Genomic DNA, 25,901 nt, shown 5'->3' on the forward strand with positions numbered 1-25,901 from the left:
ACCGCGGGCGAACAAGGACAGCGGTCGTAGGGCCGGATAGGAGGGCTGCGCGCCATGGGTTACCGACGGATGTCTCCGACGAAAAGGGTTTTTCTCTGCCTGCTGGTGACGCTCTTCGCCTGCGCGGCCTTCGCCCCCGGCGCCCCCGCGGACTGGGGCGGCGGTCATGCCGGGACCGCCCTGCAGGAGACCTCCACGCGCTGGTTCTTCGCCGAGGGCACCACCCGCCGAGGCTTCGACGAGTGGGTCTGTGTCCTCAACCCAGGAGACTTCCCCTGCGAACTCACCTTCCGCTTTCTCCTCCCCGGGGGAGAGGCGGAGCCTTTCAAGACCTCCCTGGAGCCCCGCAGCCGCTTCACCCTCAACGTCAACGAAGCGGCGGGACCCGACCTGGACGTCTCGGTGCTCCTGGAGGCGGGCGCCCCCGCGGCCGCGGAGCGCGCCATGTATTTCCGCTACGGCGCCGGAGGCTGGGCGGGAGGACACTGCGAGCACGGGGTAACCTCCCCCTCGACGGAATGGCTTTTCGCCGAGGGGACCTCGCGCGCCGGCTTCGATACCTGGATCTGCATATCCAACCCGCAGCACGAGGCCGTCAGGGTGGGGGTGGATTACCTCCTCGGGGTGGGCCAGGGAGAAAACCTCGCCGACTCCTTCACCCTTCCCCCGCGCAGCCGCTTCACCCTGCGCGTAAACGACGTCGTGCCCCCGGGATGCGACGTCTCCCTGCGGGTCGCGGCGGAGGCGCCGGTGGTGGCGGAGCGGCCGGTGTACTTCGACTACCGCGGCGGTCGGGACGGCGGGCACGACGCCCTGGGCTCGACGTGCCCTTCCAGAAAATGGTATTTTGCCGAGGGGACCACCCGCTCCGGTTTCGAGGAGTGGCTCTGCCTGCTCAACCCCGGCACGGAGGATGCCGCGGCCGAGGTCTCCTTCATGTCCGGCGGCGGCGAGCTGCGTCGCGTGGAGGTATGGGTGCCGGCGCAGCGCCGCCAGACGCTTTACGTAAACGATGCGGTGGGCCCGGAGGTGGACGTCTCGTGCCAGGTCGATTCATCTCACCCCCTGGTGGCGGAGCGCGCCATGTATTTCTCATACCAGGGGCGCCTGCGCGGCGGCCACATCTGCGCTGGCTCGACGGAGCCGTCCACGACCGCCCTGCTTGCGGAGGGCACCACCCGCACGGGGTTCGACGAATACCTTTGCGTGCTCAACCCCAACCACGCACGGGCGGAGTTGAAGGTCTCTCTCATGGACGCCTCCGGTCAGACCACCCGTCTCGCCCATGCCGTGGAAGCTCGCAGCCGCCTTACCCTCAACCTGCAAGACCTCGCCGGACCGGACAGGGACATCTCTATAGAGCTCTTCTCCAGCCTGCCGCTGGTGGCGGAGCGCGCCATGTACTTCTCATACCGCAGCGCGGCCCGGGTGACCATCGCGGCGGCGGGCGACGTCAACCTGGACCTGGACCAGCTACGCCAGGGATACGGTTACTCCTACCCCTGGACGGAGGTGGCGGGGCTGTTGCAGTCAGCGGACCTAGCCTTCTGTAACCTGGAGTGCGCCGTCTCCCACCGCGGCAGCCCGGTGCCGGGCAAGGGGTTCACCTTCCGTGGCAGCCCGGACGCCCTTCCCGCCATGCGCGAGGCGGGCATAGACGTGGTCTCCCACGCCAACAACCACGCCCGGGACTGGGGCACCGAGGCCTTCCTCGATTCTCTGCATTTCCTCGACGCCAGCGGCATAGCCCGCTGCGGCTCGGGGGCCGACTATCAGGCGGCCCACGCGCCCGCCTACCTGACCGCCGGCGGGCTGCGCGTGGCTTTCCTGGCCTACAGCGACATCAACTGGCCGGGATGGCCGGCGGGGGCGGGATATCCCGGCGTGGCCGATGCGGCGGACGCCGCCGGCATGGCCCGGGACATCGCGGCCGCGAGGGAGAGGGCGGACGTGGTGGCGGTCTCCTTCCACTGGGGCATCGAGCGCGAGTACACGCCCAACGCGCGCCAGCGCCAGCTGGCCCGCTTCGCCGTGGACTGCGGCGCCGACCTGGTGCTGGGGCACCACCCCCACGTGGCGCAGGGGTTCGAGGTCTACCGGGGGAGACTCATCTGCTATTCCCTGGGCAACTTCGTCTTCAACCCGGGCAGCCAGGAATGCAACTACACCATGCTCCCGGTCATCGCCATGGACAGCGGGGGCTTCGTTGAAGCGACCATCTACCCCGTGCTCATCTCCAGCGGCCGGCCCCAGGTGATGACGGGGACGGCGGCCACGGTCTGGCTGCAGCAGATCGCCGCCCTCGCCGCCGCCTGCGGCACCCCCGTCACCGTGCACGGCGACACCGCCACCATCCCCTGATGGGGTCAGCCCCGGACATGGGACATCTCGCGATCGGTTCTATCGGCCACAAAGGCATCTTGCCCAAGCAGAAACTAGAATCGTCGCTCACAACCGCTCTATCCTGGCAATTGGATCGGCACCGGACACGGGACGATCCTCCATGGATATTCTCTGAGGCGAGCCGCGAACCCGACCGGGAAAAGATCTTCGATTCCGTCGAGAATTCATATGGCATTCCCGGTTTCAGCCAAAGACCGGGCTATCCCGCCAGCCCGTAACCCCACAAGACCTACTCGCAGTCATCCTTGGAGGCAGTCCGCATTGCAGATCCGTGTCTTAACCCGCAATTCGAAGCAGGAAGATGTCCCATGTCCGGGGCTGATCCCACTAGAAGCGGCCGTGCTTGCCCTGGCCCTGTGTGAAGCGTCCCGCTCCCTGCACCGCCTCCCCGCTCTCCAGGGTCTTCATGCCCAGGCAGTATTCCAGCTCCAAGCCCTCCTCGAAGGGCCGCCCCATGCCGCGGTACAGCGCCTCGCGGTCGTTGCGCATGCATGTCTGCGGGAACTCCGCGAGCTGAGCCGCCAGTTCCTCCGCGGCTTCCCTCGCCTTTCCCTTTTCCACCAAGCGGTTGACCAGGCCTATCTCAAGAGCCTCCCGCGCCGATACAGGGCGGCCGGTGAGGATGAGATCGAGGGCTCGGCTCATCCCGATGAGGCGGGGCAGACGCTGTGTGCCGCCATCGATGAGGGGCACCCCGAAGCGGCGCTCGAAGATGCCCAGGACGGCATCCTCCTCCGCCACCCTGAGGTCGCACCAGACGGCCAGCTCCAGACCGCCCGCCACGCAGTACCCGGAGATGGCGGCGATCACCGGCTTGGAGAGGAGCATGCGGGTGGGGCCGAGGGGGCCGTCCTCGGACATGTCCTCGTGCAGCCGCAGCGCCTCCTGCAGCGGGTTCGACGCTAGAGCCTTCAGGTCTGCTCCGGCGCAGAAGGTGCCGTGGGCTCCCCAGAGCACCGCCACGCAGGCCTCAGCGTCCGCCTCGAAGGCGCGGAAGGCGTCGGCGAGCTGGCGCGAGGTCTCGTAATCGATGGCGTTCCTGACCTCGGGCCGGTTGATGATCACCGTGTAGACCTTGCCGGTCCTCTCTACCTCTACCTGCATTGCCCCTCCTCCGTTCAATGGTCCCAGCCCGTCATCCATAAACAACTCCGTTATACCACCGTATGCGGCAGCAGGGCCCCTGCGCAGAAGAGCATGCATATCAACGATACCTTCGCGAACAGCGAGAAGATAGTGTCGGGGCGCTTTTCGTAATGCCCTCCTACCTCTACCGTGGCCTCGTGCATATAGATCTCGTCCGGGGCAACGCCGAAGATATCCAGCTTGCTCACGAGGTCTATGCTGCCATCGCTGGCATGATGATATGCCGCCCATATCAGTTCGCTGCAGTACCAACTGTCCCCATCCAACTGCTTGGAGAGCCAGTTGATATCATAGGGCTGGCCGACCTTTTCGCGCGCGAATTCAACCGCCCTTCTCTTCGTGGCCTTATCGGCACCCTGTACGCGCACATAACATACCCATGTCATCTCCGGGAACATCCATGATTCAAGCCGCCTTTCGACCACGCCGGTTTCGGGATTGCCGGCCACGATGATTGTCTCATCCCCTGCATACATGGCCGCGTGCGTCCAGCTCATAAAGGGATTGAGGGAGGGGACGGGGCTCAACCTGCACCTTCCGAGGAGGATGTCGCCGGCCTCGAGCACTTCCGCGTCTCCGGGCGTCCCGGGCTCAGGGATCGCGAGGTTCCGACTTTCTCCCTCGGTCTGAGCCTCTGGGTTTCGCAGCCCGATGGCGGATAAACCATCGGTCCCGACATCCACTCCGTCACGCGGGATATACGAGAAACGCGGAGGTGCAAACGCCTCCATCATGAGCCATACGAAAGCGGAGGCGATGAGCATGCCGAGAAAATAATGCTTAAGCAGACTGAGCGCCCTTCCCTGGTTCTCCACGATTCCACCAACCTGGGAAACGGTCCATACGGTTCATCACCCGCCGACAGCTTCCTGGATTTCCGCTCATGATCTGGCGCGCCTACGTCTTCGGCCCCTCTCCCTTCGTTTCCCAGTGTACCCATATCAACGCCGTCCTGAACATCGCACCCCACCCTGCCGCTCACGAACCCCGACTCCGGCAACGACCCTCCCGTCTGAGCCTGCGGCTGATCGAGATTCAGGACATGTGAATTACCGCCGCCGTATGCACGCTCGCTCCAGTCTCGATGGCGCAAGGCCACGTCCTGCAATACCGCCGCGGGACCATGGTTTACAAACCCGGCCTTGCGCTAGAAGCATGAAGATATGTGCTGGGTACCTTGCGGATAGCGACGCAGACGGAGCTATGCCCGGGAAAGGGCCGTCAGAAAGGCCATGCGGACATCCTCCGTCTCGAAAGGAAAGCGCACCTGCCACAGAAGTGAATGGGGTTCGGACCAAACGGTTACGCGGCCTCCCCCGGCCCGAGTACAGGGGTTTAGTTGCTGACCCTGGCGCTGCCCCCACAGGGGACGGGGGCGGCCAGGCCGCCCCCGTTTCGAGCTCGCTCGCGCGAGCGGGTGCTCCGTGTGTCTTCAGGCGCTCGCCGGCGCCAGCTCCCGCAGGGCCTCGATCTCCCTTTTAACCAGCTCCTCCACGGGCACGTCGTTGAGATCCTCGACCCTCATCACCTTCTTGCAGAGCGCTGGGCCGAAGCCGATCTTGCTCAGGTTGATCCCCATCAGCGCCGCCCAGGCGGCCATGCCCTTGACCCACCCCAAGCGTCGCACCAACACCGTGGCCAGTATCGCTCCGCCTAGGGCGCCCCCGAAGACGGCGGCGTTGACGGCCCCGAACTCCTTGAGCGCCTCCGGCAGGCGGTCCAGCAGCTCCTTCTCTTCCACACCCTTCTCCAGGTCCTCGCCCTTGAGCACCCAGTCGATGATCCAGTAATACATGAGGGGAAGGAACATGGTCCCGTAGGCGAGCAGGATCATGGCCACGTCGGAAAAAGCCCACGGCACCACGTTCTTCCAGCTCCAGTTCTCGAAGGACTCGCGGTTCTTGGAGAAGAAGCGCTGGTAGCCCTTGTTGTCCCAGCCGTTGGCGAGGATGAAGAAGAAACCCAGATAGGAGAGGAAGGTGTGCATGGCTGCCTGGTAATACTTGCCTTTCATGAGCGAACGCCAGGTTAGGTAGAAGCCGAGGATACCCTGGGTGACGTTGGTGGTGGTGAAGACCCCCACCAGCCACTGCGGTATGGTCTCGTACTTCCCCACCTGCATGGTCTCCCAGCTCGGGTTGGACCACAGCAGCACCGATCCCGAGGGCACGAAGAGCAGAGAGAGGAAAAGCAGGTTCTTGAGGAAGTACTGGTTGTTGAAGGCGTCCTCGTTCTCCTTGAACCACGCCTTCACCGCCTTCTGCAGGCCCTTGAGGTTCTGGAGGTCCATCTTACCGGGCTTGAAGCCGCTCTCCTTGAGCTGCTTTACCAGCTCCTGGAAAGCACGGCCGTTGCTCTCGCTCAGGCCGGCCGGGATCGCCTCCATCTCGCTCCCGGCTTCCTCCGCCACCAGCAGACCGCTCTCCGCCTTCCACCCGAGCTTCCACCTCCGGGCCTCGTTCTCGGCCCTCAGCCTGCGCAGCTGCCGGAACGCCGCCAGCGCGAAGCTGGAGCCGATACCGTAGGACCAGAACACGTCCACCTGGACCATCCCGACTCACCTCCCGTCACCGACACGGCATCTTCACCGTCGCCACTCCCGGCCGCCCGCGGCGGCCGTCCCTTTCCTTTAACCCTCCCGCGCATGCAAGGTGGGAGGGGTGCAAGCCTCTTTGCCCCCGTGCCTCCCTTCCTGAACTCCGCCAGCCGCGCACCAAGTCCCTCGCCTGGCCGGCGCTCCCCTATCTCGCGCCGTCTCCCTCTCCGGACAATCCCCCCAGCAACAGGGAGATGATGGTCTCCTTCCAGATCTCGAGGGCGCGGTCGGGGTCATCGGAGAGCACCACCCTCTTGCAGGCCTCGAAGAGGGCGGCGTTCACGGCCAGGGCGGTCTCCTTCACGTGCATCCCCTCGCGCAGGTAGCCCTTCTCGACGCCGTTCTTCAGGTACAGCTCCGTGTAGCTCCCGAAGAGGTCGAAGACCTCCCGTATCCTCTTCCTCAGCTCGGGATCGCTTATCCCGAAGGCCTCGTAGAAGAGGATGCGCGAGAACTCGGGGCGTGCCTTGAAGAGCCCGAAGAGCCGGTCGCCGATCTCCTCCAGCTGCCGCCTGTACTCCTCTCGGTCCCGGGGCTGGAAGGGATCGACGTCCTGAACGAGCTCCGCGGCCATGGAGATTATCTCCTCTAACACCCGGTTGAAGATGTCCAGCTTGTTCTTGAAATAGCGGTAGAAAGTCCCGTGTCCTATGTTGAGTTCCGCCGCGATGTCCTCGATCTTGGCGCCGTGATACCCCTTCCGCGAGAAGACCTTGATCGCCGCCCCGAGGATCTCGTCTCGCCGCCGTTCCGCAAGCGTCTGTTCCATCCCGCGCCCTAAGGATCTTGAGTAAACACAACCCGGTCGCATCCCAGAATGCTGAATGACGCGTCATTCCGTTTATACCCGATGGTAACCTCTTCCCAGTCCCCTGTCAATCCTCGTGCCAGGCCGGCGTTTCGCGCTTCATAAAGCAAGATGACAACCATTGGAGGGGCAAATACTAACCGGGCGAGGGATGCCTCGCACATATTTGTTGCCCACAATCTGCTTACTATGTTCCCCGGGCGAGCTCGGGGACGACCCGGGCATGTCCCGGGGCGAGAGCGGACGTCGGACAAGGCTGGGCTGCCGACACCGAACGGGCGCTTGTGTTCGACATTTCCGGTCGCCGGGTAGAACGCGGTCACCGAGCGACCAGATGAACACGACGCCCGAGCGGAGTTCCTGTCCCCGGCCAGGGCCGCGGCACGTACGGTCGGCGCGGTCAGCTCGTCGGCGGCGTGGGTTATCGGGAGGGCTGTGTCACGACGTCGCGGGGTTCGGGAGAGAGCCCGGTGTTCCCACGTCGCAAACTTCACAAGATAAAGAAAGGTCAGGTCAAGGGAGCTCAAGGAGGAGTGCGGGGTTGAGAACGAGGATGAGGCGCATAGGGGTGCTAACGGGAGGCGGTGACTGCCCGGGCCTGAACGCGGTGATACGCGCCGTTACCAAGGCCGCCATCCATCATTACGGACTGGAGGTTGTGGGGATCAGAGACGGCTTCGGGGGGCTCATCAACGGCAACGCCTGCCGGCTGGACGAAGGAGGGGTCTCCGGCATCCTGCACCGGGGAGGCACCATCCTGGGTACCACCAACCGCGATAATCCCTTCCACTACCTGCTGCGCGAGAACGGCGATGAGCGTTACGTGGACCTCTCATATGTGGTCCTGGAGAACATCGACATGCTCGGCCTCGACGCCCTGGTGGTCATCGGCGGCGACGGCAGTATGCGCATCGCTAAGGAGCTCTACAACCGCGGCGCCCCCATCGTGGGCATCCCCAAGACCATCGACAACGACCTCATGGCCACGGATATAACCTTCGGTTTCGACACCGCCCTGCACACCGCCACCGAGGCCATCGACAAGCTGCACACCACGGCGGAGTCTCACCACCGCGCCATGATCGTGGAGGTGATGGGCCGCAATTCGGGATGGATAGCTCTGGAAGCGGGCATCGCCGGGGGCGGGGACGTCATCCTCATCCCGGAGATACCCTTCACCATCGACGGTATATGCGCCAAGCTGTTGCAGCGGCACGACGCGGGCAAGAGCTTCAGCATCATCGTGGTTGCGGAGGGAGCTCCCCACCCGCAGCTGGGGGTGATCGAGAAGAGCTGCGGCAACGGGCGCAAGGTGCTGGGCGGGATCGGCGACCTGGTGGGCGTGGAGATAGAGAGCTATACCGGCATCGAGACGCGGGTTACCGTCCTTGGTCACCTCCAGCGGGGAGGTGCTCCATCTCCCTTCGACCGCATCCTCGCGACCCGTTTCGGGGTTAAGGCGGTGGAGATGGCGGTGAACGGCGAATTCGGGAAGATGGCCTGCCTGCGCACCCCGGAGATCAAAGCCGTGCCCCTGGAGGAGGCGGTGGCCGAGCAGCGCAAGGTCCCTCCCGACGGCGAGCTGGTGCGTTACGCGCGCTCGGTCGGCACCTCCTTCGGAGACTGACCAACAATGGGGTCAGCCCCGGACATGAGACATTTCCCGGATTTCCCCTGAGGTTCGCTAAGGGTTCGGCCTGAAACAACTCCGGAAAGTTGACGGTGCGGCTTCGGTTCTCGAAACGGGAACCCTAGAGTTTAGACATCGAAGATCGACGGCAGGCTCCCTCTGGTAGAGGACTGAAGGTAAAAGCGTACCGCCAGGTACCCCTTTTGGTGGCTTGAGAGATGGGTCTGGCATCTTGCGCGCCGCGAAGGTGTCCCATGTCCGGGGCTGACCCCATATTATTAAAATAAGTGGCGGGAGAAGAAGTCAGCCTGCATGCACGAGACCTTGTCGAACCACTCTCCCGTGTACACGTCGAAGTGCCCCACCGGCAGGTGCACGAGGGTGACCTCCCGCATGCGCGACGCCGCCCTCTCCACTGCCCGCGGGTTGATGAGGCTGTCTTTTTCTCCCAGGATGACCAGGGCGGGGCAGGTAACCCTGCGCGTCCGCCTGACAGGGCGGTAGAGGAGCAGTTCCAGCACCGCGCGCGCCGGGCATTCGTTCCTCCATGCCGTGCCCTCGGGCACGATGGACATGTAACCGGGCTCGGACTCGGGGGTGTTCATGATCCCGAAGGTGCCTGGATCGGAGACGATGGGCACGCGGTAGGGCTCCCGGAAGGTGAGCGCCCGCCCCAGGTCCCTGAGCCCGGCCACCGTGGCCTGCCAGGCGTGCCTGAACCCCGTGTACAGGGCGGATGAGACCCCGTCCACGAAGGGCACCTGGGCCGAGATCGCCGCCACCCCCTCGTCGCGGGAAGCGGTGACTATGACGTGCCCGCCGCTGTACGAGGAACCCCAGAGACCCACGCGCGACCCGTCCACCTCCTCGAGGGACCTCACGTAGGAGAGCGCCGCCCTCCAGTCCCTCAGATGCCGCCAGGGATTTACCAGGTTGCGGGGTCTTCCCTCGCTGGCGCCGAAGTTGCGGTAGTCGAAAAGGAAGACGGCCAAACCGCGCCGCGCGAACACCTCCGCATACGCAGGGAGACCGAAATCGCGCTGCGCACCGAAACCGTGCGCCATCACCACCACCGGAGGCCTCGCCGCCCCTTCCGGTCGGTACAGCCATCCCGCGCACTTTTTCATGCGGGAGCGGAACTCGTGGTCCTCGCGAGTAAAACCTTCTCCCCTCATGACCTTCCTCGCCATCTCCATACCCCCTCGGTTCAAGACTGAAAAGCCGCTAATTCGCCGTGTGTCCCCTATTATAGCCCCTGGCCCGGATGGCCTAGCCAGATGTTTTACTCGCTTTTCCAAAGGTCGGCCGTGGCGGCTGTTTCCCGTCCAGACCCGCATCTCCGGCCATGAAGAAGCCACTCCAACATGAGGTCGGGTCGAGGGTCAGCCGTTCATGGCGCGCGGACGCGACACCACCGAGGATGAAAATCGCCCTTCGCCACCATGACGCTATACATGGTGCATTGAAAGCTATTTTCAGAGCAGAAGCCACTCCAACATGAGGTCGGGTCGAGGGTCAGCCGTTCATGTCGCGCGGACGCGACACCACCGAGGATGAAAATCGCCCTTCGGCACCATGACGCTATACATGGTGTATTGGAAGCTATTTTCAGGGCAGTCCCCGGTATGCCCGGATATCGCGCCCTCCCGGTGGGGACACACCCGTTCAGCCGCGTCCTCGCCCGCCTTCGGGACTGCCGGCGACCTCCGGCGGCATGTGGCAAGACCTCGGATCCATGGCGAAACCCGCGTACGAGATCGGTACGGGCAGAAAGCTCTCGACCCTAATACCTGTCCTCCGTTTCTGGTAAAATGATCCCGGATTCCCGATCTTATGGGGGGTCCCCGGCACAGAGGCGCGGCGGCGACGGGAGGGACCGTGAGGCTGTTTTCCGACCGCTACCTGCGGCAGCTGATGGAGGCGTATATAGGGGAGCCGGAAGGCCTCCCGCCCGTCGATCCGGAAGCCCAGTGCGCCTTCATCGAGGAGTACTTCGAGGCGGGAGCCCCCGAGTTCAGGGCGGTGTTCCTCGCCTGCAGCGCGGCCTTGCGCGCCCTCGCCCTCCTCCTCAAAGGTCGGCCCTTCTCCCGCCTGACGCCTCCCGAGAGAGAGCAACTGCTGAACCGCCTCATGTCTTCGCGCAACCCCCTGCTGCGGGGCACGGCGGTGCTGCCGGGCCTCCCGCTGCTCATGTCCTATTACCGGCGTCCCGAGGTGGCGGTGCCCCTGGGATTCGACGCCCGGGCACTGAAGGAGGAATCCGCCCTTCGGGTGGTGAGGCGGGACCGCAACCTCCCGCCGAAGGAGGAGAGATGACGCTGCCGGGGGTGATGGCGGAAGGCGCGCATCGGCCCCGGGCGGAGCGTTCCGGACCGCCGGTCGCAGCGACGCCTTTCTTGTCATACTCACGGACCCCCGCTAATGGAGGGAGCAGGCGATGATCCTCACCCCCACGGACGTCAAGGGCGACGTCACCCGCTCCGTGGACGTGGCCGTGATCGGCTCGGGAGCGGGCGGCGGCCCCGTGGCCAAGGAGCTGGCGGAGGCGGGCTACGGTGTGGTGGTCCTGGAAGAGGGAGGATACTTCACCCGCGAGGATTTCAACCTCGACCCCGCCGATTCCTACATGAAGATGTACCGCGATGCGGGACAGACGGTGACCCTGGGCCTTCCCTTCATCCTGCTCCCTATGGGTAAGACGGTGGGGGGAACCACCACCGTCAACTCCGGCACCGCCCTGCGCATGCACCGCCCGGTGCTCAAGAAGTGGCACCTCACCCACGGGCTCACGGACATCGGCGAGGAGGAGCTCAACCTCATCTACGCCCACCTGGAGGAGTACCTCTTCGTGAAGCGCGCCGATCCCGAGGTGGCAGGAAAGGTGGCCACCACCTTCCTCTCCGGGGCGGAGAAGCTGGGCCTGTCTTGCGGGTGGCTGCCCCGCAACGCCAAGGAATGCGAGGGCTTCGGGGCTTGCGCCTTCGGCTGCCCATCGGGCTCCAAACAGAGCGTGGACGTGTCCTTCATCCCCGATGCCGTGAGGGCGGGGGTAGACGTCTACACCCGCTGCCGCGCCGAGGAGCTGAGGGTGAGCGGGGGGCGGGTGACCGGGGTACGGGGCGTCTTCCTCGATCCCGCCACCGGGCGCCCCAACGGCAGGCGCATCGACCTCGAGGCGCGGGTCACGGTGCTGGCCGCGGGCGCGGTATTCACGCCCTATTTCCTGCTCCGACAGGGCCTGGCGAACTCCAGCGGGCAGGTGGGAAGGAACCTCCAGATACACCCTGCCACCCAGACCATCGCCCTCTTCGACCAGCCCTTGGGCCCGCCCAAGGGCATCCCGCAGTGCTGTTTCGTGGACGAGTTCAAGGGCGAGGGCATCATGCTGGAGGGAGGGACGGTGCCGCCTGAGGTCCACGCCCTGGCCCTGCCCTTCGCCGGGCGCCGCAATGCCGCCCTCATGACCTCTTACCCGAACATGGGGATCTTCGGGGGCATGGTCTCCGAGAGCGACTCCCACGGCCGAGTGCTGGACCTGCGGCGACCCGGATACCGACCCGCCATCCTCTACAACCTCCGGGGTCGGGACGTGGCCAAGGCCAGGGCGGCTACGGTGCTCATGGCGGAGATATGGTTCGCCGCTGGCGCCCGAAAGGTGTACACGCCCTTCGCCGGGCATTACGAGCTCACGGGCCCGCGTGACCTCAGGCGCCTGGAGCGCTCGCGCGTGCGCGCCGGGGACATCCTGGGCATGAGCGCCTACCATCCCCTGGGCACCTGCCGCATGGGCAGCGACCCGGAATGGTCGGTGGTCAGGCACACCTGCGAGAGCTGGGACCTGGAAAACCTGTACATATGCGACGGGAGCGTCCTCCCCTCCTCTCCGGGGGTGAACCCGCAGCTGACCATCATGGCCATGGCCTTGCGGTGCGCCGGTTTCATCGACGAGCGCCTTTCACCATGACGGGATGCAAATGGTGACCGGGGATCAGGGGGATGGCCGTCTCCGTCCCACGACGGGTCAGCCAGCACAGAGGAGGTCCTAACATGGCCATGGCCTGGGAGGAAGCGGAGGCTCGGAGGGTCGGGGAAGCTTTCGACCGCCTGGTGGGGAAGGCGCCGCGACGCAACATCCGTGACCTAAACCACCTGGATGAAAAAACCAGAGAGCGCGTCTACGCCCTGCTCATCCCCGGTCGCCTGTTCGAGATGTTTGCCATCGACCCTCAAACCTTCACCAACCGCCTGGGAGAGAGGGTGGTGAGCGTGAACGCTCCGCAGGGCGCCACCTTCGCGGTCATCGAGGTCAGGGAGCACCCCCATGACCAGGATGCCATCTTCTTCCTGGAGATCGAGGACACCGCCTTCTTCAAGATCGACATCAACTTCCTGGTCATCAACGACCCCCGCTCCCCGCGCTTCGACACCGACGTGGACACCGCGGGGCGTCGCACCAAGTTCGCCACCGTCAGGCGCAACATCCCGGAGGAGATAAGGGCCATGGAGGCGGGGTTGGCGCCGGGCCAGGTGCGGCGCGGCCTGCGCCTCTTCCGCCACTTCGCGCCCCTGGCCCTCGGGTTCATCGAAGCCATGGGGCAGGACATGGTCATCGCAGAGCCCCTGGCCTATAACAACGCCATCATCTTCGAGAGCTACGGCTTCAACTACATCCGTGGACGCCGCAAGATGGAGGAGATAAACGCCGGCTTCCAGCCCGGAGGGGAGCTCTTCGAGAGACTGGACGGCAGCACCCCCTTCCGGCGTCCGGGGATGGAGAAAACGGTGCGCGGGCGCGCCTGGGCCATTCACGACGGCATCCTGGGCGAACCCTGGCGGGGTATCGAGATGTACCGCACCATGCAGCCCGCCGGCATCTGCACCTTTCCCGGCTGGCGCTACTGACCTTCCGGAAACCAAGGTCAGTCCGTGGTGCTCCCCTCCAAGATCTTCTCCGGCACTATCCTCAGCCTCACCTCGACATCCCCGATGCTGTCGCGCATCTCCGCCAGGAGTCTCTTGAAAGGCGGTGGTTCCCCCTCACCTAAGAGCACCAGGCTGATATTTTTCCCGTCCACGTCCACCGAGTAGATCTCGAAGTCGGTTCCCTCGAGCCATTTCTCCACTCGATCACGCGACCGCTGCTGCAGGATCTGCTCCATGACCACGCGGTAGCTTGCAAACCCGAGCGCGACGATGAGGACCACCGAAGCGACGCATATCACCACCACCCCCAAACGCCTCGCCCTCTTTCCCTCGTGGGAAAGCGCGGACCCTCCGTACCCCATGACAGCGAAAAGGGCGAGGGCCGCTACCACGATGGCCAGGAGATTTGTGAGGAACAGGACAAAGGCCCCAAGGGCCATGGTGAAGGCCCTCGCGGAAAGGCAGATCCCCACCACCGCAAGGGGAGGCACCAGGGAAACCGCGATAGCGACTCCCGGAAGCGCGTCGGACACGTCCTCGCGCGAGGTAGCAAAGGCCCCGGCCGCGCCCGATGCGAGGGCAATTATGAGATCGATGAGGGTGGGGGAGGTGCGCGATAATATCTGGGAATTCCTGGTGACCTCCACTGCCTGCAGGAACCCCTATCCTCGACATCTTCTACCCCCTGACCTTTCGTAAACCGCCTCCGGATCAGGGGGCGGTCTGACCGCTGACGTGATCGGCGCTCCTTGAACAAGACCGTGGTCGCGAGTATCTCTCAGCTTCTCCTATCATCCGGCTCCCCGTCAACGCACCTTCCAGGAGCGCCATGCCCTCGATCGGATGTTGACAGTATAGGTCGGTTGATGACGGCCGGCAACCGCGCATGCTGATTGAGCATATCATGAACGTCCGCACCCCATCCTCGCATTCATCGTTCCACCCGACCGGGAACCCCATCGGTATGAAATGGCATGTGCGCAGGTCGAGCCCCTGGCAGTTTATAAGGGCAACTCCACTCGTCCGGTATCACCTTCGGACCCTGCGCCGTATTCCCCTCCCGGAAGGCTTGTTGCTCTCACTCGTTCAGCTGGACATTACCCTCCACGAGGCGCTCTGCTCCGGACAGCGGGAACAGGAGAAAACAGATGGGAGCTCCTCCTCCGCGACCCGGTCGAGCCCTTGATGAACTCACGGCAGTTGTGGCTCTCAGCGACCAGAACAGTAAAAGACAGGCAGGCCTCGAGCCCGGACGTCAAACCCGGATGCCATCGGTCCCATCCAGGAGAGCAGCGGGCACCGGCGCAATGCATGCCAGGAGAAAGGTCTCACGGGGGCACTTGATTCAAGTACTTTTTGGGAAGCGGTAACCCCTGACCCCCTCGGTTATGATCCCCCTTAGGTTGGCGTCGGTGAGGTCCACGTCGGTCATGTTGGCCCCGGTGAAATCGGAGTTCTCGAGATTGGTCCCCAGCATCATCACCGCCTCCATGTCGCAGCCGCTGAAGTCCACCCCCACCGCCAGGGCCTTGTTGAGCACCGCTCCCGCCATCTTCGCGCCCCTGAGCCTCGCCTCCGAGAGATGGCATCCCCGCATGTCCGCGCCCTCCAGCACCGCTTCCTCGAGGTTGGCCCCGTGCAGGTAGGCGCCCACCATGAAGGCCTTGCGCAGTATGGCTCCGGAGAGGTCGGCCCCCCCGAGGTTGGTGCGCATGAAATGCACGTAGGTGAGATCCAGGCCGCGCAGGTCCGCCCCGTAGAGATCGGGCATCTCGTAGATGTTGTCGCGCCGCCAGGCGTTCCAGGCCTTGACTCCCTCTCTCAGGATCTTCAGATGCTCCTCGTTGGCCATGAATCGTCCCTCCCTGCTCTACTGTTTCCCGCCGTATTATCGCACCGTAAGGTCCTGCGGTGAAGCGCCAGGGCAAGGGTACAGACCGGAGTGGGGAAATGGACACCGACGCGGTGCCGCGGAGGCAGCGCGGAAGGGAGACCGGACGACGCCCGCGGCAAGATCCCGTACACACCGGTCTACCGAGGTTTCCCGGCACGGCGTAAAGGCCCTCCCACCCTCCCCCACACAGTCGCCGCGGGAGGGCAACGGCTCGGTGGTCCTCATGCACTTCGGTAAGGCCGCGGGTGCGGATCTCGTTACCCGTTTCTTTTCCGTCCCCTTTGCCTCGAGGAGAGAGCTTCATGGAGCGCAAGATCCAGACCTCGGAGTATGAGCTCCGGTGCTTCCGTGAGGGGTACACCGCAGAGGAGCTCAAGCGGGATGCTCTATGAGTGGAACCGGCCGTAAAATCACCTGAGGCCCCGCGGGCACACGGGCAACTCAACCCTAAGGCAACCCCAAGGAGTCCATGGTCCGCCGGATGGAGAAAAGCGAGGACAGGGCTTCATATCAGCCATGTAGCGAATCGGCACGGGCCCTTGCCTCTCAGCGCGCTTTGGGTTAACTTTAGTGAAAGTGAACGCATGAAGGGACGTTCGGAAAGGCTGGCTCGGCATATCAGGCTCGGCACCCATGCTGTCTCGCGGTCCCCGTGACCGTACCCGTGAGGACTCCGCCCTCCGGGGCCACCGCGGGATGCCGGTGCCCGACGCCTCTGCGCCGGTGCGATGCGTCCGAGAGCAAAGGGGGGAAGATGAGCGAGGACCTGGAGAGGATAAAGGAGGCGCGCAAGGCCTGGGAGGAGGGGCCGCTGGCCAAGACCCTTAAGAAGTTCCCCTACCTCAACGCGGAGAGCGCCCGCTTCTATGGGCCCGACGACCTTGAGGGCTTCGACTTCCTGGAGAAGGTGGGCTTCCCCGGCACCTACCCCTACACCGCCGGGACCTTTCCCGTCGAGCCCATGGCCGGGCTGGCGAGGCTGGCCTCCATGGCCGGCAAGGGGGAGATACCCGGGGCTGGCGGCCAGACCCGCGCCGCCATCTACTCCGGCTACGGCACTCCCGAGGACACCCGCGACTATTACAGGGGCCTGCTGGAGCAGGGGGGAAGAGGCGGCCCCAACCTCGCCTTCGACCTCCCCACGCAGTGCGGGTACGACTCCGACGACCCCCTGGCGGAGGGCGAGGTGGGCAAGGTGGGGGTGTGCGTGGACACCCTGGCGGATCTCGAGATCATCTACGAGCCCTACCGCGGGGACCTCGACCTCGACAACATCGCCTCCAACTTCACCATCAACGCCCCCGCCAACATCATCATCGCCATGTACGCCGCCTTGGCGGAGAAGCGCGGCATCCCCCTGGAAAAGCTGCGCGCCACGCCTCAGAACGACATCCTCAAGGAATACATCGCCCGCGGCACCTACATCTTCCCGCCCAAACACGCCCTGCGCATGTTCCGCGACAGCCTGGTGTTCCTCACCCGCAACATGCCCAACGTCAATATCACCTCCATAGGCGGATATCACATCCGGGAGGCGGGGGCCACCCGCGAGCAGGACCTGGCCTTCAGCATGGCCAACGCCATCGCCTATCTGCAGGTAGGCGTGGACGCAGGCTTGCACGTGGACGAGTTCGCCCCCCGCTTCACCTTCAATGCCTTCGGCGGGAGCATGGAGCTGCTCAAGGAGGTGGCCTTCCAGCGCGCGGCGCGCCGTATGTACGCGCGCATCCTCAAGGAGAGGTTCGGGGCCAGGGACCCCCGCAGCATGCGCATACGCCAGGCCATCGGCGCGCACATCGGGCCCTCTTCCACCACCCTGCAGCGCCCCCTCAACAACCTCACCCGCGCAGTCATCGGCGCGGTGGCCAGCGTGCTCTCCGGCGGCCGTCCCCTCCCCTTCCCGCCCTACGACGAGCCCCTGGGGCTGGGCTGGAGCATGGAGGCCCTGCAGCTGGCCCAGGACGCGGGAAGGATCATCGCCTGTGAGGCGCGGCTGCTGGAATACACCGACCCCTTCGCCGGCTCCTACTGCATGGAGTCTCTCACCGACGACATCGAGAACGCCGCCTGGGAGGAACTGGAAAAGATCGAGAAGATGGGCGGGGCGGTGGCGGCCATCGAGAACGGCTACATGCAGCGCGAGGTCTCGCGCAGCGCCTACGAGCGCCAGCGTGCCGTGGAGAGAGGAGAGCGCCTGGTGGTGGGGGTGAACTGCTTCACGGGAGAGCACGAGCTGGAGGTCACCACCAACCGCCTGGTGGCCAACCCCTACGACCCCGAGAAGCGAGAGTGGGCTGAGGAGAAGCAGAAGGCGCGCCTGGCGGAGATCAAGCGGCAGCGCGACGGCCGCGAGGTGGCCCGCCTGTTGAAGGAGCTGGAGTCTCTCGCACGAAAGGAAGAGGAGAACCTCCTGCCCCACCTGGTGGAATGCGTAAAGGCATACGTCACCGAGGGGGAGATCTGCGGGGTGCTGCGCCAGGTCTTCGGGGAATACAAGGCGGTCTCTCCCTTCTGATAGGGAGCGGGGAGGTAGCGCGAGGGGTGAATGCCATGGCCGGTAGCCTCCGCGCCGGCGGGCGCCGGGAGCAGGAGGAGGGCTGCGTGTTCCGCTACCGCCTCTCGGAGGCGCCGCGGCGCGAGCCGCTGCACGCCGACCGCCTGGCGGAATTGATCCGGCAGCAGCTCTGCAACCTCCTGGACATCGCCGTGCCGCAGAAAAACGGGGAGGACGTCGCCGTGGACTCCTTCCGCTTCTTGGCGGAGAGCAAGCCGCGTGCGCTGTTTCCTCGGGAAGCGGCGGAGAATACCCGCCACGCGCGTGACGCTGCGGAGGAAGAGCCCGGGTCAGGTGCGTCACGCCGCGAGGTCCCGCGAGACGGTTCCCCGGAAACGGCATCCATCGTGGAGAAGTGCGAAGGCGGCGTCCGGGAAAAGACTGCCTTCGTGGAGGGGCGTGAAGGCGCCTCCCGAGGCGAGGACTCGCCAAACGGGCGCGGCGGGCGAGAGGCGCCGGGAAGACCCGCCTACCGCAGCCTCGCTAACGCCGCCCTCTACGAGCCACGCGTGGAGTTCATCGCCAGGCAGCTCGCCAGCCTTCTCTCCGTGGTGGAGCTGGAGTGGGAGGGAAAGACGGCGAAGGTGGACGGCTTCCGCCTCCGCGACCTCGACGACTGGACGGGACCGCACGCCTCGGCGACGGCCGACCTCTTCCAGCATGCCGCCACGCGCTGTCAGTTCGACTGCGTGTTCTGCTACAACCGGGGCGGGCCCCCTTCTCTCGCGTCGGACGCAGCTGACGCAGAGGAGGAGTGGCGGGAGCTCTCGGACAGGCTCGCGCGTTACGAGCCCCGGTCGGGCACGGGCCTCTTCCCCACCTTCGGAGGTCCCCGCGAGGTGCTGGCCCACCCCCACGCCCTGCGGCTGCTGCGGGAGGTCCGCGAGCGCACCGACGAACCTATCCGGCTCTCTACCAACGGTGGGGCCCTGGACCGCAGGTGCATCGCCGCCCTGGCGGAGTTGCGCCCGCTCTTCCTGGACCTCTCGCTCCACAGCTCCTCCCCTTCCCGCCGCGCCATGCTCATGAGGGACCCCCATCCCGAGAAGGCGGTGGCGGCGCTTCCCGCGCTGTCGGAAGCGGGGATACCTTACGCGGTCACCATCGTGGCGTGGCCCCTCCCTTCCCTGGAGGAGATGCTGAGTGACCTGCGCGCCACGGTGCTCTACGCCGCGGCTTCGGGGGCGCGCATGGTGCAGGTCAACCTGCCGGGTTTCTCGCGCTTCTTCTCGCCCACCCCGCCCTTCGACACCGCGAAGGTGTGGCCGGAGATCGTGCGTGAGGTGGGGAAGTTGCGCGAACTTTCTGACTGCCCGGTCTTCCTCAGCCCCGCCATGTACGAGGAAAACCTTACCAGGCGGGACAAGAACCGCGCCGAGGTCGTCGGGGTGGTGCGCGGCTCTCCCGCCGCGCGCGCGGGGCTGGCGGCGGGAGACCTGTTGACTGCGGTGAACGGCACGGGGGCGAGGAACAGGCCCCAGGCCAGGGACCTCCTCGCCCTGGTTCAGGCCGCGGACGCCGGGGAGTTCACGCTCACGGTGCGGCGCGGCGGCGGGGACATCGAGCTCACCGGCGACACCCGCGACTTCTCCTACCCCTACGACCCCCAGACGGCCGCGCACCTGGGGGCGGTGTTCATGGGATCAGGGTTCAGGGCGAGCCATCTGGACGAGGTCCAGGCGGCCGTCCACGCGCGGGGGGCGCGGCGGCCGCTGCTGCTCACCTCGGCGCTGGTGAGGCCGACCCTGGAGCAGCTCCTCCGGGAGCGTCCCCTCTCGCTCCCCGGCGGATGCAAGCTCGCCCTGGGGGTGCCGGAGAACCGTTATTTCGGAGGCAACATCATCCTGGGCGACCTCCTGGTGGTGGACGATTTCGTGGCCTTCATCCGGGAGTACGCGGCGCGCGGCGGGGAGGGGCCGGACCTGGTCCTCATCCCCTCCTCTCCCTTCCGGCTCGGCGGCTGGGGGAGGGACCTCACCGGGAGGCCTTACCTCGATATCGAGAGGAGGACGGGGATAGCGGTGGAGCTCTTGCGCTGCGAGACGATATGGGAATGAGCGGCATGCGGACGCGGCTCCCACGTTCCCGCGGCGGTCGCGTCGCAGGTGAGCCGACCGCTTTCCTGTGGACGGATATGGAAACGAGTCCCGCACGACCGCCACTTCCCGAGGGGCGAGACGGGACAGCGGCCTAGGAGGGAGGATCTTCATGGAGAGCAAGGAAAAGGCAAAGGTAAGGGTGCTCATCGCCAAGCCGGGGCTGGACGGCCACGACCAGGGGGCCAAGGTCATCGCCTACGGCCTCAAGGACGCGGGTTTCGAGGTCATCTACACGGGGCTCCGCCGCACCCCCGAGGACATCGCCAACGCCGCCCTGGACGAGGACGTGGACGTCATCGGCCTCTCCATCCTCTCCGGAGCGCACCTGAGCATCGTCAGGAGACTCATGTCCCTGCTGGAGGAGAAGGGGATCGGGGACAAGCTGGTGTTGGTGGGAGGGATCATCCCTCAGGAAGACATACCCAGGCTCAAGGAGATGGGGGTCGCGGAGGTCTTCGTCTCCGGTACCTATATCTCTCAGGTAGCCGACTTCATCCGGGATAAGCTTGGTCTGGCTGCCGAAGCCGCCGGTTAGGCTCGCCCTCGGCCGCGGGTGGCGGCAAGCGGTGACATGCCCGGCGGCATATCGCGGCCTTTTCCCTCCCGCGTCGCCGGAGGCAGCGCGGCCTTCGCTCCCCTTCAGTCCCCGTAGGCGCGCACCAGCTCGTTGATGTCCTCCAGGCTCTCCAGCCCCTTGAGCATCTCCAGGGTCCTGGCGGCCACCCCGGGGCCGATGATGCTCCCCACGCATTCCAGATACTTGTCGTGTATCTGCGCCTCGCTCATGGGGTTCCCCGGCTCGCCCAGCGGCTTCTCCGCCTTCCCCACCGCCGTGCGCCCTCCCCGGAAGTGCACCGCCACCTCGGCGGCGAAGGGGCTGGTGATATCGCCTTCCAGGTCCTGCCAGTCAAAGCGGGAGATGGTCCGCACCACCGGCGCGGAGGTCACCACCTCGTCCCTGAACTGCCCGACCCCCACCTTGCCCTCCAGGAGGGCGGCGGTGACGCAGAACTCGAGGCTGAACTTGCCCTCCAGGCCGGACTTGGGCTCGTGGTAGGTGAGCACCGAGCGCAGCCACCCCGGTACCCTGCATTCCACCTTCTCGATCTCTTCCGCCTCGATGCCCCCCGTATCCAACGCTTCCTGACGGGCCATCAGGGCTGCGTCTATGGCGCCCTGGGGACCGCGGCAGCAGGGATAGGGCTTGTAGGAAAGCCCCGGCTCCAGGAGCTCGTAGGGCTCGCCGAGGGTGTCGAGCAGCTCCTGCGCCCTGTCGGGGTCGTCGGAGAAGGCGCGCGCGAACCCGTTCTCCCCGTAGAGCGCGTCGGGGTTGGCGGTGAAGCCCCGGCTCGCGAGCTGCGCGGCGATGATGCCGTTCATGGCCGCCATCCCGGCATGCAGGGGCTTGGTCATGGTCCCGAAGTTGGCACGGATGCCGTTGGACAGCGAGCAGGAGATACCCAGGGCATGGGTGGTCTGCTCCTCGTCCAGCCCCATGAGCCGGGCGCAGGAAGCCGCAGCTCCCAGGGCTCCCATGGTGCTGGTGCGGTGCCATCCCAGCATGTAGGAATTGCCGCCGAGCGCCGCCCCCACCTTGGCCGCCACCTCCAGCCCCGCCACGTAGGCGGTGATGCAGTCCCTTCCCGGAGACGAGAGCAGCTCGCCGAGGGCGACGATGGCCGGCACCAAGGCCACGGAGGGATGCCCCATCATGCGGAAGCTCACGTCGTCATAGTCCAGGGCATGAGCTGCGGTGCCGTTGGCGAGCGCAGCCCAGGGCGCGGCGGTGCGCCTGAAGCCGTGGAAGACGGTGGCCTGCTCCTTGCCTCCCAGTGACTCCACCCACTCGGCGGTGATGCGGGAGCAGTCGTCCTCCAGTCCCGCCACCGTCACCCCCAGGCAGTCTATGATGGGAATCTTGGCCGCCTCCACCACCTGCGGTGAAAAGCCCTCGTAACGCAGGCCGCATACGAATTTCGCCACCTCCGCGAGCTCGTTCATCTTTCCCCCTCCTCATTCACTCATTCCCCCGTGGCCGTGCCGCACGGCGCGGAGCACCCGCGATCGCGAGTACAGGCGGAGACGGCGGGCTGGGGGATGGTGCGGGTATGCTCCTGCCGCCGTCCACGGCGCCGCCGCGTTCTCGTCCTCGCCGCCGTTCATGCCCGCCGGAGGCGCCGTCTTCAGAGATCGCCCGAAGCTAAGCCCCCCATGCCGACACCGGGCCGTTCCCCGCGCTCCCCGGGAAAACGCGCAACACGGCGGCGCCATGCGTCCGGCGTGGTGCGATAGGACTCCCCTGGATCTCCCGCTTCTCCGCCGCCGCCCGCCCCCGGGCCGCGGCGGCCTCGACAGCCGTTCCCGAACAAGCAAGATACTAGCAGAGCCGGAAGGGGGTGTAAAGGCTGGCCTTGCGCGCAGATATCCAGTATTGATGCGGTATTTCACAGGTATTGCCCCGAGCGCACATAATTTATATCTTTAAGATTGGTGTACGTCTTTACTTTACACTTGGTGAACGATATTGCATAATGCATCGCAAGGGCTTCGTGATGGTGACGGAAAGCGGCCGACCGCAAGGTCCGGTCCGCGATGCGAGAGAAGGGAAAAAGCGGCGCGACACGCCCAGGTCCACCGCTCCTTCCGGAAGAGCGCGCGTCCGGGCTGCGGAAGGAGGGGGGAGCGAGCGGCGGGGGGCACGGTCTGCCGGGAGCCGGTAACCGGGTCCCGGGTCTCGAAGGTTCCGGCGGCAAACAGGGGAGCAACCGGCCCCGGGCATGGCTAAGGGCCGCTGCGAGGCGGCGTCAACGGCCACCGGAATCCCCTGGCTTCCCATCCGGCGGAACTCCCGGTGAGCGGGAGGACGGGAAAGGTTCCCGACAAAGGCGGGCCGGCCGCGGGCACAGGAGCAGCCCCGGCCAGGGGCCCTCGTCCCGCTCCGGGGTGACGGGATGTGCCACCCCGATCCCCCGACACCATCAACAGCCAGATCATGGAAGGCGAATACGGCGACGGCCGGTTCCCGAGGCGCGAGGAGCGGGAAATGAGTCCCGGCCCTCTCGCGTCCCGGCAGCCGGCCCCGAAAAAAGGGGGTGTATCGAGATGAACGTCGGCAACTGGGCGACGAAACGGGCGCTGTTCCCCCTCACCGGGGACAAGACGGCCTTCATCTACGGGGAGCGCAGCCTCACCTACAAAGAGTTCAACCGCCGGGTAAACCAGGTGGCCGACGGCCTGCTGGCGGCGGGGCTGAAGCGGCAGGAGCGGGTGGCGGGGATGTTCTTCAACTGCCCCGAGTTCATGGAGATCTACTTCGCGTGCGCCAAGCTGGGGCTCATCTTCATCCCCCTCAACTTCCGCCTCACCCCTGCCGAGCTCAAGGACATCTTCGAGGACACCGATACCCGCGCCCTCTTCTTCCACTCCGAGTTCACGGGGACCATGGGTGAGCTGCTCGATCTCTACAAGAGCCCCATGCCGGTGGTGGCCGCGGTGGGCGACGCGGTGCCCGACTTCGCCCAGCCATACGAGGAATGGCTGCAGGGCCGCAGCGAGGACGAGCCCTTCGTCCCCGAGCCTCCCGACATGGAGGACCCGCAGCTCATCATGTACACCTCAGGCACCACCGGGAGGGCCAAGGGAGCCGTGTTGCCCCATCGCAAGACCTTCTGGAACACCTTCAACGACGCCCTGGAGCTCCTCTTCGACCTGAGCGCCGTCTCCTTGGTGTCCATCCCCCTCTTCCACTCCGGGGGGCTCAACATCATCACCATGCCCACTTTCTACACCGGCGGCACCATCATCCTGCAGAAGTTCTGGAATCCCGAGGAGGCGCTGCGCATCATCTCCGAGCACCGGGTCACCCATTTCGGCGCCGTGCCCACCATGCTGCAGATGATGCTGGAAGTGCCCGACTTCGACCGCTACGACCTCCGCTCCCTCAAGGGAGTGGGCATCGGCGGCGCGCCGGCGTCCAGGGAACTTCTGGACCGCATCGTGGAGAAGATGAAAGTGCCCCTCCTCATCCAGGTATTCGGGTGCACCGAGACCTCCATCGTGCTCTCCTGTTCCAACATGGAGAAGGTGGGCAGCGCGGGCATCCCCATGTTCCACTCCGAGGTCAAGGTGCTCAAGGAGGACGGGAGCGAGGTGATGCCGGGCTCGGGCGAGGTGGGGGAGATCTGCTCCCGGGGCCCGTACGTCATGCTGGGATACTGGAACATGCCCGAGGAGACGGCGGAGGCCATGAAGGACGGCTGGTTCCACTACGGCGACCTGGCCACGGTGGACGAGGACGGCTACATCTACGTGGTGGACCGCAAGAAGGACATGATCATCAGCGGCGGCGAGAACATCTACCCCGCCGAGGTGGAGAAGGTGCTCATGGAGCACCCCAAGATAAAGGACGTGGCGGTCATCGGCATGGCGGACGAGAAGTGGGGCGAGGTGGGCCACGCCCTGGTCCTGCCGGAGAACCCCGAGGACCCCGTGACCCTGCAGGAGATAGAGTCCTTCTGCGAGGGAAAGCTGGCGCGCTACAAGATCCCCAAGAAGGTCACCCTGGTGGAGGCCATACCTAGGACGCTCACGGGGAAGATACTCAAGAAGGAGCTGCGCAAGCTGTACGCGGTTTGAGCCCGGCCTATCCTCGCCCGCCAGCGGCGCGGACCAGCGGACCGTGCGGGAGGCCGCGGGAGCCTGAGCGTCCGCCCGGCAGGACATGGCAGGGCATGGAAAAAAGGGACAGGAGTAGTTTTAGAATATCTAACGGGCGCTGCCGGCTCGACGGAGGCCGAGCGACCATCGGGACGGCCGTTGACGCCGCGTGCCCGGCGGAGAGACGATGAAGGGGTCATGTACGGGCGGTCGGCTTGACGGATCGAAGGTTCACGGGCAAGGAGGGCGGCATGAACGAGGAAGCGGAGCTCCTGGTCGAGCGGAAGGGAGAGCTGGCGGTGCTCACCATCAACCGCCCTCAACGCCGCAACGCCCTCTCCTCCACCCTGCTGGTCTCGCTGGCCGGCGCGCTGGAGGAACTCGCGGGCGAGGGAGAGGTGCGCTGTGCCATCCTGCGGGGCGCGGGCGACAGGGCTTTCTCCGCGGGCATGGACCTCTCGGCCTTGCCGGAGGGCATCCCGGAGGACGTGCAGCGACAGATCGAGAGCAAGGGGCCGCTGCAGTTCGGCCTCGACGCCATCGAGGACTGCCCCTTCCCGGTCATCGCCATGATCCGGGGATACTGCGTGGGCGCGGGATGCGAGACGAGCATGGCCTGCGACCTGCGGGTGGGGGCGGAGGGATGCCGCATGGGCATGCCCCCCGCGAAACTGGGCATCGTCTATCCTCCCGAGGGCCTGCACCGGTTCATCCGCAACCTCGGCATGCCCGTCACCAGGCGGGTCTTCTTCACCGCCCGGCTCTTCGAGGGACCGGAGGCCCTGGCCATGGGGATGCTGGACTACCTGGTGCCGGAGGAAGAGCTGGAGGGTTTCACGGAGGGGCTGGCGCGGGAGATCGCCGCCAACGCCCCCCTCTCGGTGTCCGGACACAAGCGGGTGCTGCGCATCATGGACAGGCGGGCCGTCCTCTCCGAGGAGGAGAGAAACGAGGTCAACGCGATCATGGGCCGCGCCCTGGCGAGCGAGGACGCGCGCGAGGGGCTCGCCGCCTTCCGCGAGAAGCGCGACCCCGTTTTCAGGGGTAAGTAGCGGGAAGCGGTGGTCCCCGCGCCGGGAAAGAAGGCGCCCGCCTCCGTGAACGTTTGCCTTCCATGTATACGAAATCTTTTTCAAAACCCCTTGCATTTTGCGTTCACCTTTTCTAAAATAAGATTCAACATATCCGGCAA

At 65.6% G+C, this 25,901-nt stretch carries 18 protein-coding genes; 10 read left to right on the forward strand and 8 right to left on the reverse strand.

Going from position 1 to position 25,901, the window contains the following annotated elements; translation table 11 throughout:
* Nucleotides 1–54: 54 nt before the first annotated feature.
* Nucleotides 55–2,361 (forward strand): CapA family protein, encoded by a 2,307-nt coding sequence (locus H5T74_09115; GenBank protein ID MBC7230531.1) that lies wholly within the window; start codon nt 55–57, stop codon nt 2,359–2,361.
* 369 nt (nt 2,362–2,730) lie between these two features.
* On the opposite strand, the gene H5T74_09120 is transcribed toward H5T74_09115, so the two are convergent.
* The 4 genes from H5T74_09120 to H5T74_09135 form a co-directional block, all read right to left on the reverse strand.
* Entirely contained in the window at nt 2,731–3,507 is a 777-nt protein-coding gene (locus H5T74_09120; protein ID MBC7230532.1) for a crotonase/enoyl-CoA hydratase family protein, read from the reverse strand.
* Between the two features lie 50 nt (nt 3,508–3,557).
* The gene (locus H5T74_09125; protein MBC7230533.1) at nt 3,558–4,364 is read right to left on the reverse strand and encodes a hypothetical protein; all 807 of its coding nucleotides are present in this window, start codon (nt 4,362–4,364) and stop codon (nt 3,558–3,560) included.
* A 617-nt stretch (nt 4,365–4,981) separates the two neighbouring features.
* Nucleotides 4,982–6,100 (reverse strand): hypothetical protein, encoded by a 1,119-nt coding sequence (locus tag H5T74_09130; GenBank protein MBC7230534.1) that lies wholly within the window; start codon nt 6,098–6,100, stop codon nt 4,982–4,984.
* Nucleotides 6,101–6,290: 190 nt separating this feature from the next.
* Entirely contained in the window at nt 6,291–6,914 is a 624-nt protein-coding gene (locus H5T74_09135; GenBank protein MBC7230535.1) for a TetR/AcrR family transcriptional regulator, read from the reverse strand.
* A 592-nt stretch (nt 6,915–7,506) separates the two neighbouring features.
* Here H5T74_09135 and H5T74_09140 point away from each other — a divergent pair.
* Nucleotides 7,507–8,580 (forward strand): 6-phosphofructokinase, encoded by a 1,074-nt coding sequence (locus H5T74_09140; GenBank protein ID MBC7230536.1) that lies wholly within the window; start codon nt 7,507–7,509, stop codon nt 8,578–8,580.
* 281 nt (nt 8,581–8,861) lie between these two features.
* Here the strand turns inward: H5T74_09140 and H5T74_09145 are convergent, their stop codons facing one another.
* Nucleotides 8,862–9,773: an alpha/beta fold hydrolase gene (locus H5T74_09145; GenBank protein MBC7230537.1), complete on the reverse strand. Its 912-nt coding sequence runs from the start codon at nt 9,771–9,773 to the stop codon at nt 8,862–8,864.
* A 688-nt stretch (nt 9,774–10,461) separates the two neighbouring features.
* On the opposite strand from H5T74_09145, the gene H5T74_09150 reads away from it, so the two are divergent.
* From H5T74_09150 to H5T74_09160, 3 genes are all read left to right on the forward strand, one after another.
* A complete protein-coding gene (locus H5T74_09150) occupies nt 10,462–10,899 on the forward strand; it encodes a hypothetical protein (GenBank protein ID MBC7230538.1) in 438 nt (145 codons plus the stop codon).
* Between the two features lie 121 nt (nt 10,900–11,020).
* Entirely contained in the window at nt 11,021–12,547 is a 1,527-nt protein-coding gene (locus H5T74_09155; protein ID MBC7230539.1) for a GMC family oxidoreductase, read from the forward strand.
* Between the two features lie 140 nt (nt 12,548–12,687).
* On the forward strand, nt 12,688–13,485 hold the full coding sequence (locus H5T74_09160) for a hypothetical protein (GenBank protein ID MBC7230540.1): 798 nt from the start codon (nt 12,688–12,690) through the stop codon (nt 13,483–13,485).
* A 17-nt stretch (nt 13,486–13,502) separates the two neighbouring features.
* Here H5T74_09160 and H5T74_09165 read toward each other — a convergent pair whose 3' ends face one another.
* A complete protein-coding gene (locus H5T74_09165) occupies nt 13,503–14,153 on the reverse strand; it encodes a DUF389 domain-containing protein (protein ID MBC7230541.1) in 651 nt (216 codons plus the stop codon).
* Between the two features lie 698 nt (nt 14,154–14,851).
* Nucleotides 14,852–15,358 (reverse strand): pentapeptide repeat-containing protein, encoded by a 507-nt coding sequence (locus H5T74_09170; protein MBC7230542.1) that lies wholly within the window; start codon nt 15,356–15,358, stop codon nt 14,852–14,854.
* Nucleotides 15,359–16,154: 796 nt separating this feature from the next.
* On the opposite strand from H5T74_09170, the gene H5T74_09175 reads away from it, so the two are divergent.
* The 3 genes from H5T74_09175 to H5T74_09185 all read left to right on the forward strand — a co-directional run bounded on the left by H5T74_09175 (nt 16,155) and on the right by H5T74_09185 (nt 20,588).
* Nucleotides 16,155–17,915 (forward strand): methylmalonyl-CoA mutase, encoded by a 1,761-nt coding sequence (locus H5T74_09175; GenBank protein ID MBC7230543.1) that lies wholly within the window; start codon nt 16,155–16,157, stop codon nt 17,913–17,915.
* A gap of 35 nt (nt 17,916–17,950) precedes the next feature.
* Nucleotides 17,951–20,011 (forward strand): radical SAM protein, encoded by a 2,061-nt coding sequence (locus tag H5T74_09180; GenBank protein ID MBC7230544.1) that lies wholly within the window; start codon nt 17,951–17,953, stop codon nt 20,009–20,011.
* A 151-nt stretch (nt 20,012–20,162) separates the two neighbouring features.
* Entirely contained in the window at nt 20,163–20,588 is a 426-nt protein-coding gene (locus tag H5T74_09185) for a cobalamin B12-binding domain-containing protein (GenBank protein ID MBC7230545.1), read from the forward strand.
* A 104-nt stretch (nt 20,589–20,692) separates the two neighbouring features.
* Here H5T74_09185 and H5T74_09190 read toward each other — a convergent pair whose 3' ends face one another.
* Nucleotides 20,693–22,054 (reverse strand): MmgE/PrpD family protein, encoded by a 1,362-nt coding sequence (locus H5T74_09190; protein MBC7230546.1) that lies wholly within the window; start codon nt 22,052–22,054, stop codon nt 20,693–20,695.
* Between the two features lie 1,101 nt (nt 22,055–23,155).
* Between H5T74_09190 and H5T74_09195 the strand changes: the two genes are divergently transcribed.
* Complete coding sequence (locus H5T74_09195; protein MBC7230547.1) at nt 23,156–24,688, forward strand: long-chain fatty acid--CoA ligase; 1,533 nt, start codon at nt 23,156–23,158, stop codon at nt 24,686–24,688.
* Nucleotides 24,689–24,960: 272 nt separating this feature from the next.
* A complete protein-coding gene (locus H5T74_09200) occupies nt 24,961–25,761 on the forward strand; it encodes an enoyl-CoA hydratase/isomerase family protein (GenBank protein MBC7230548.1) in 801 nt (266 codons plus the stop codon).
* Nucleotides 25,762–25,901: the final 140 nt, after the last annotated feature.

Source organism: Actinomycetota bacterium, assembly GCA_014360645.1.
Classification (GTDB): Bacteria; Actinomycetota; Geothermincolia; order Geothermincolales; family RBG-13-55-18; genus Solincola_B.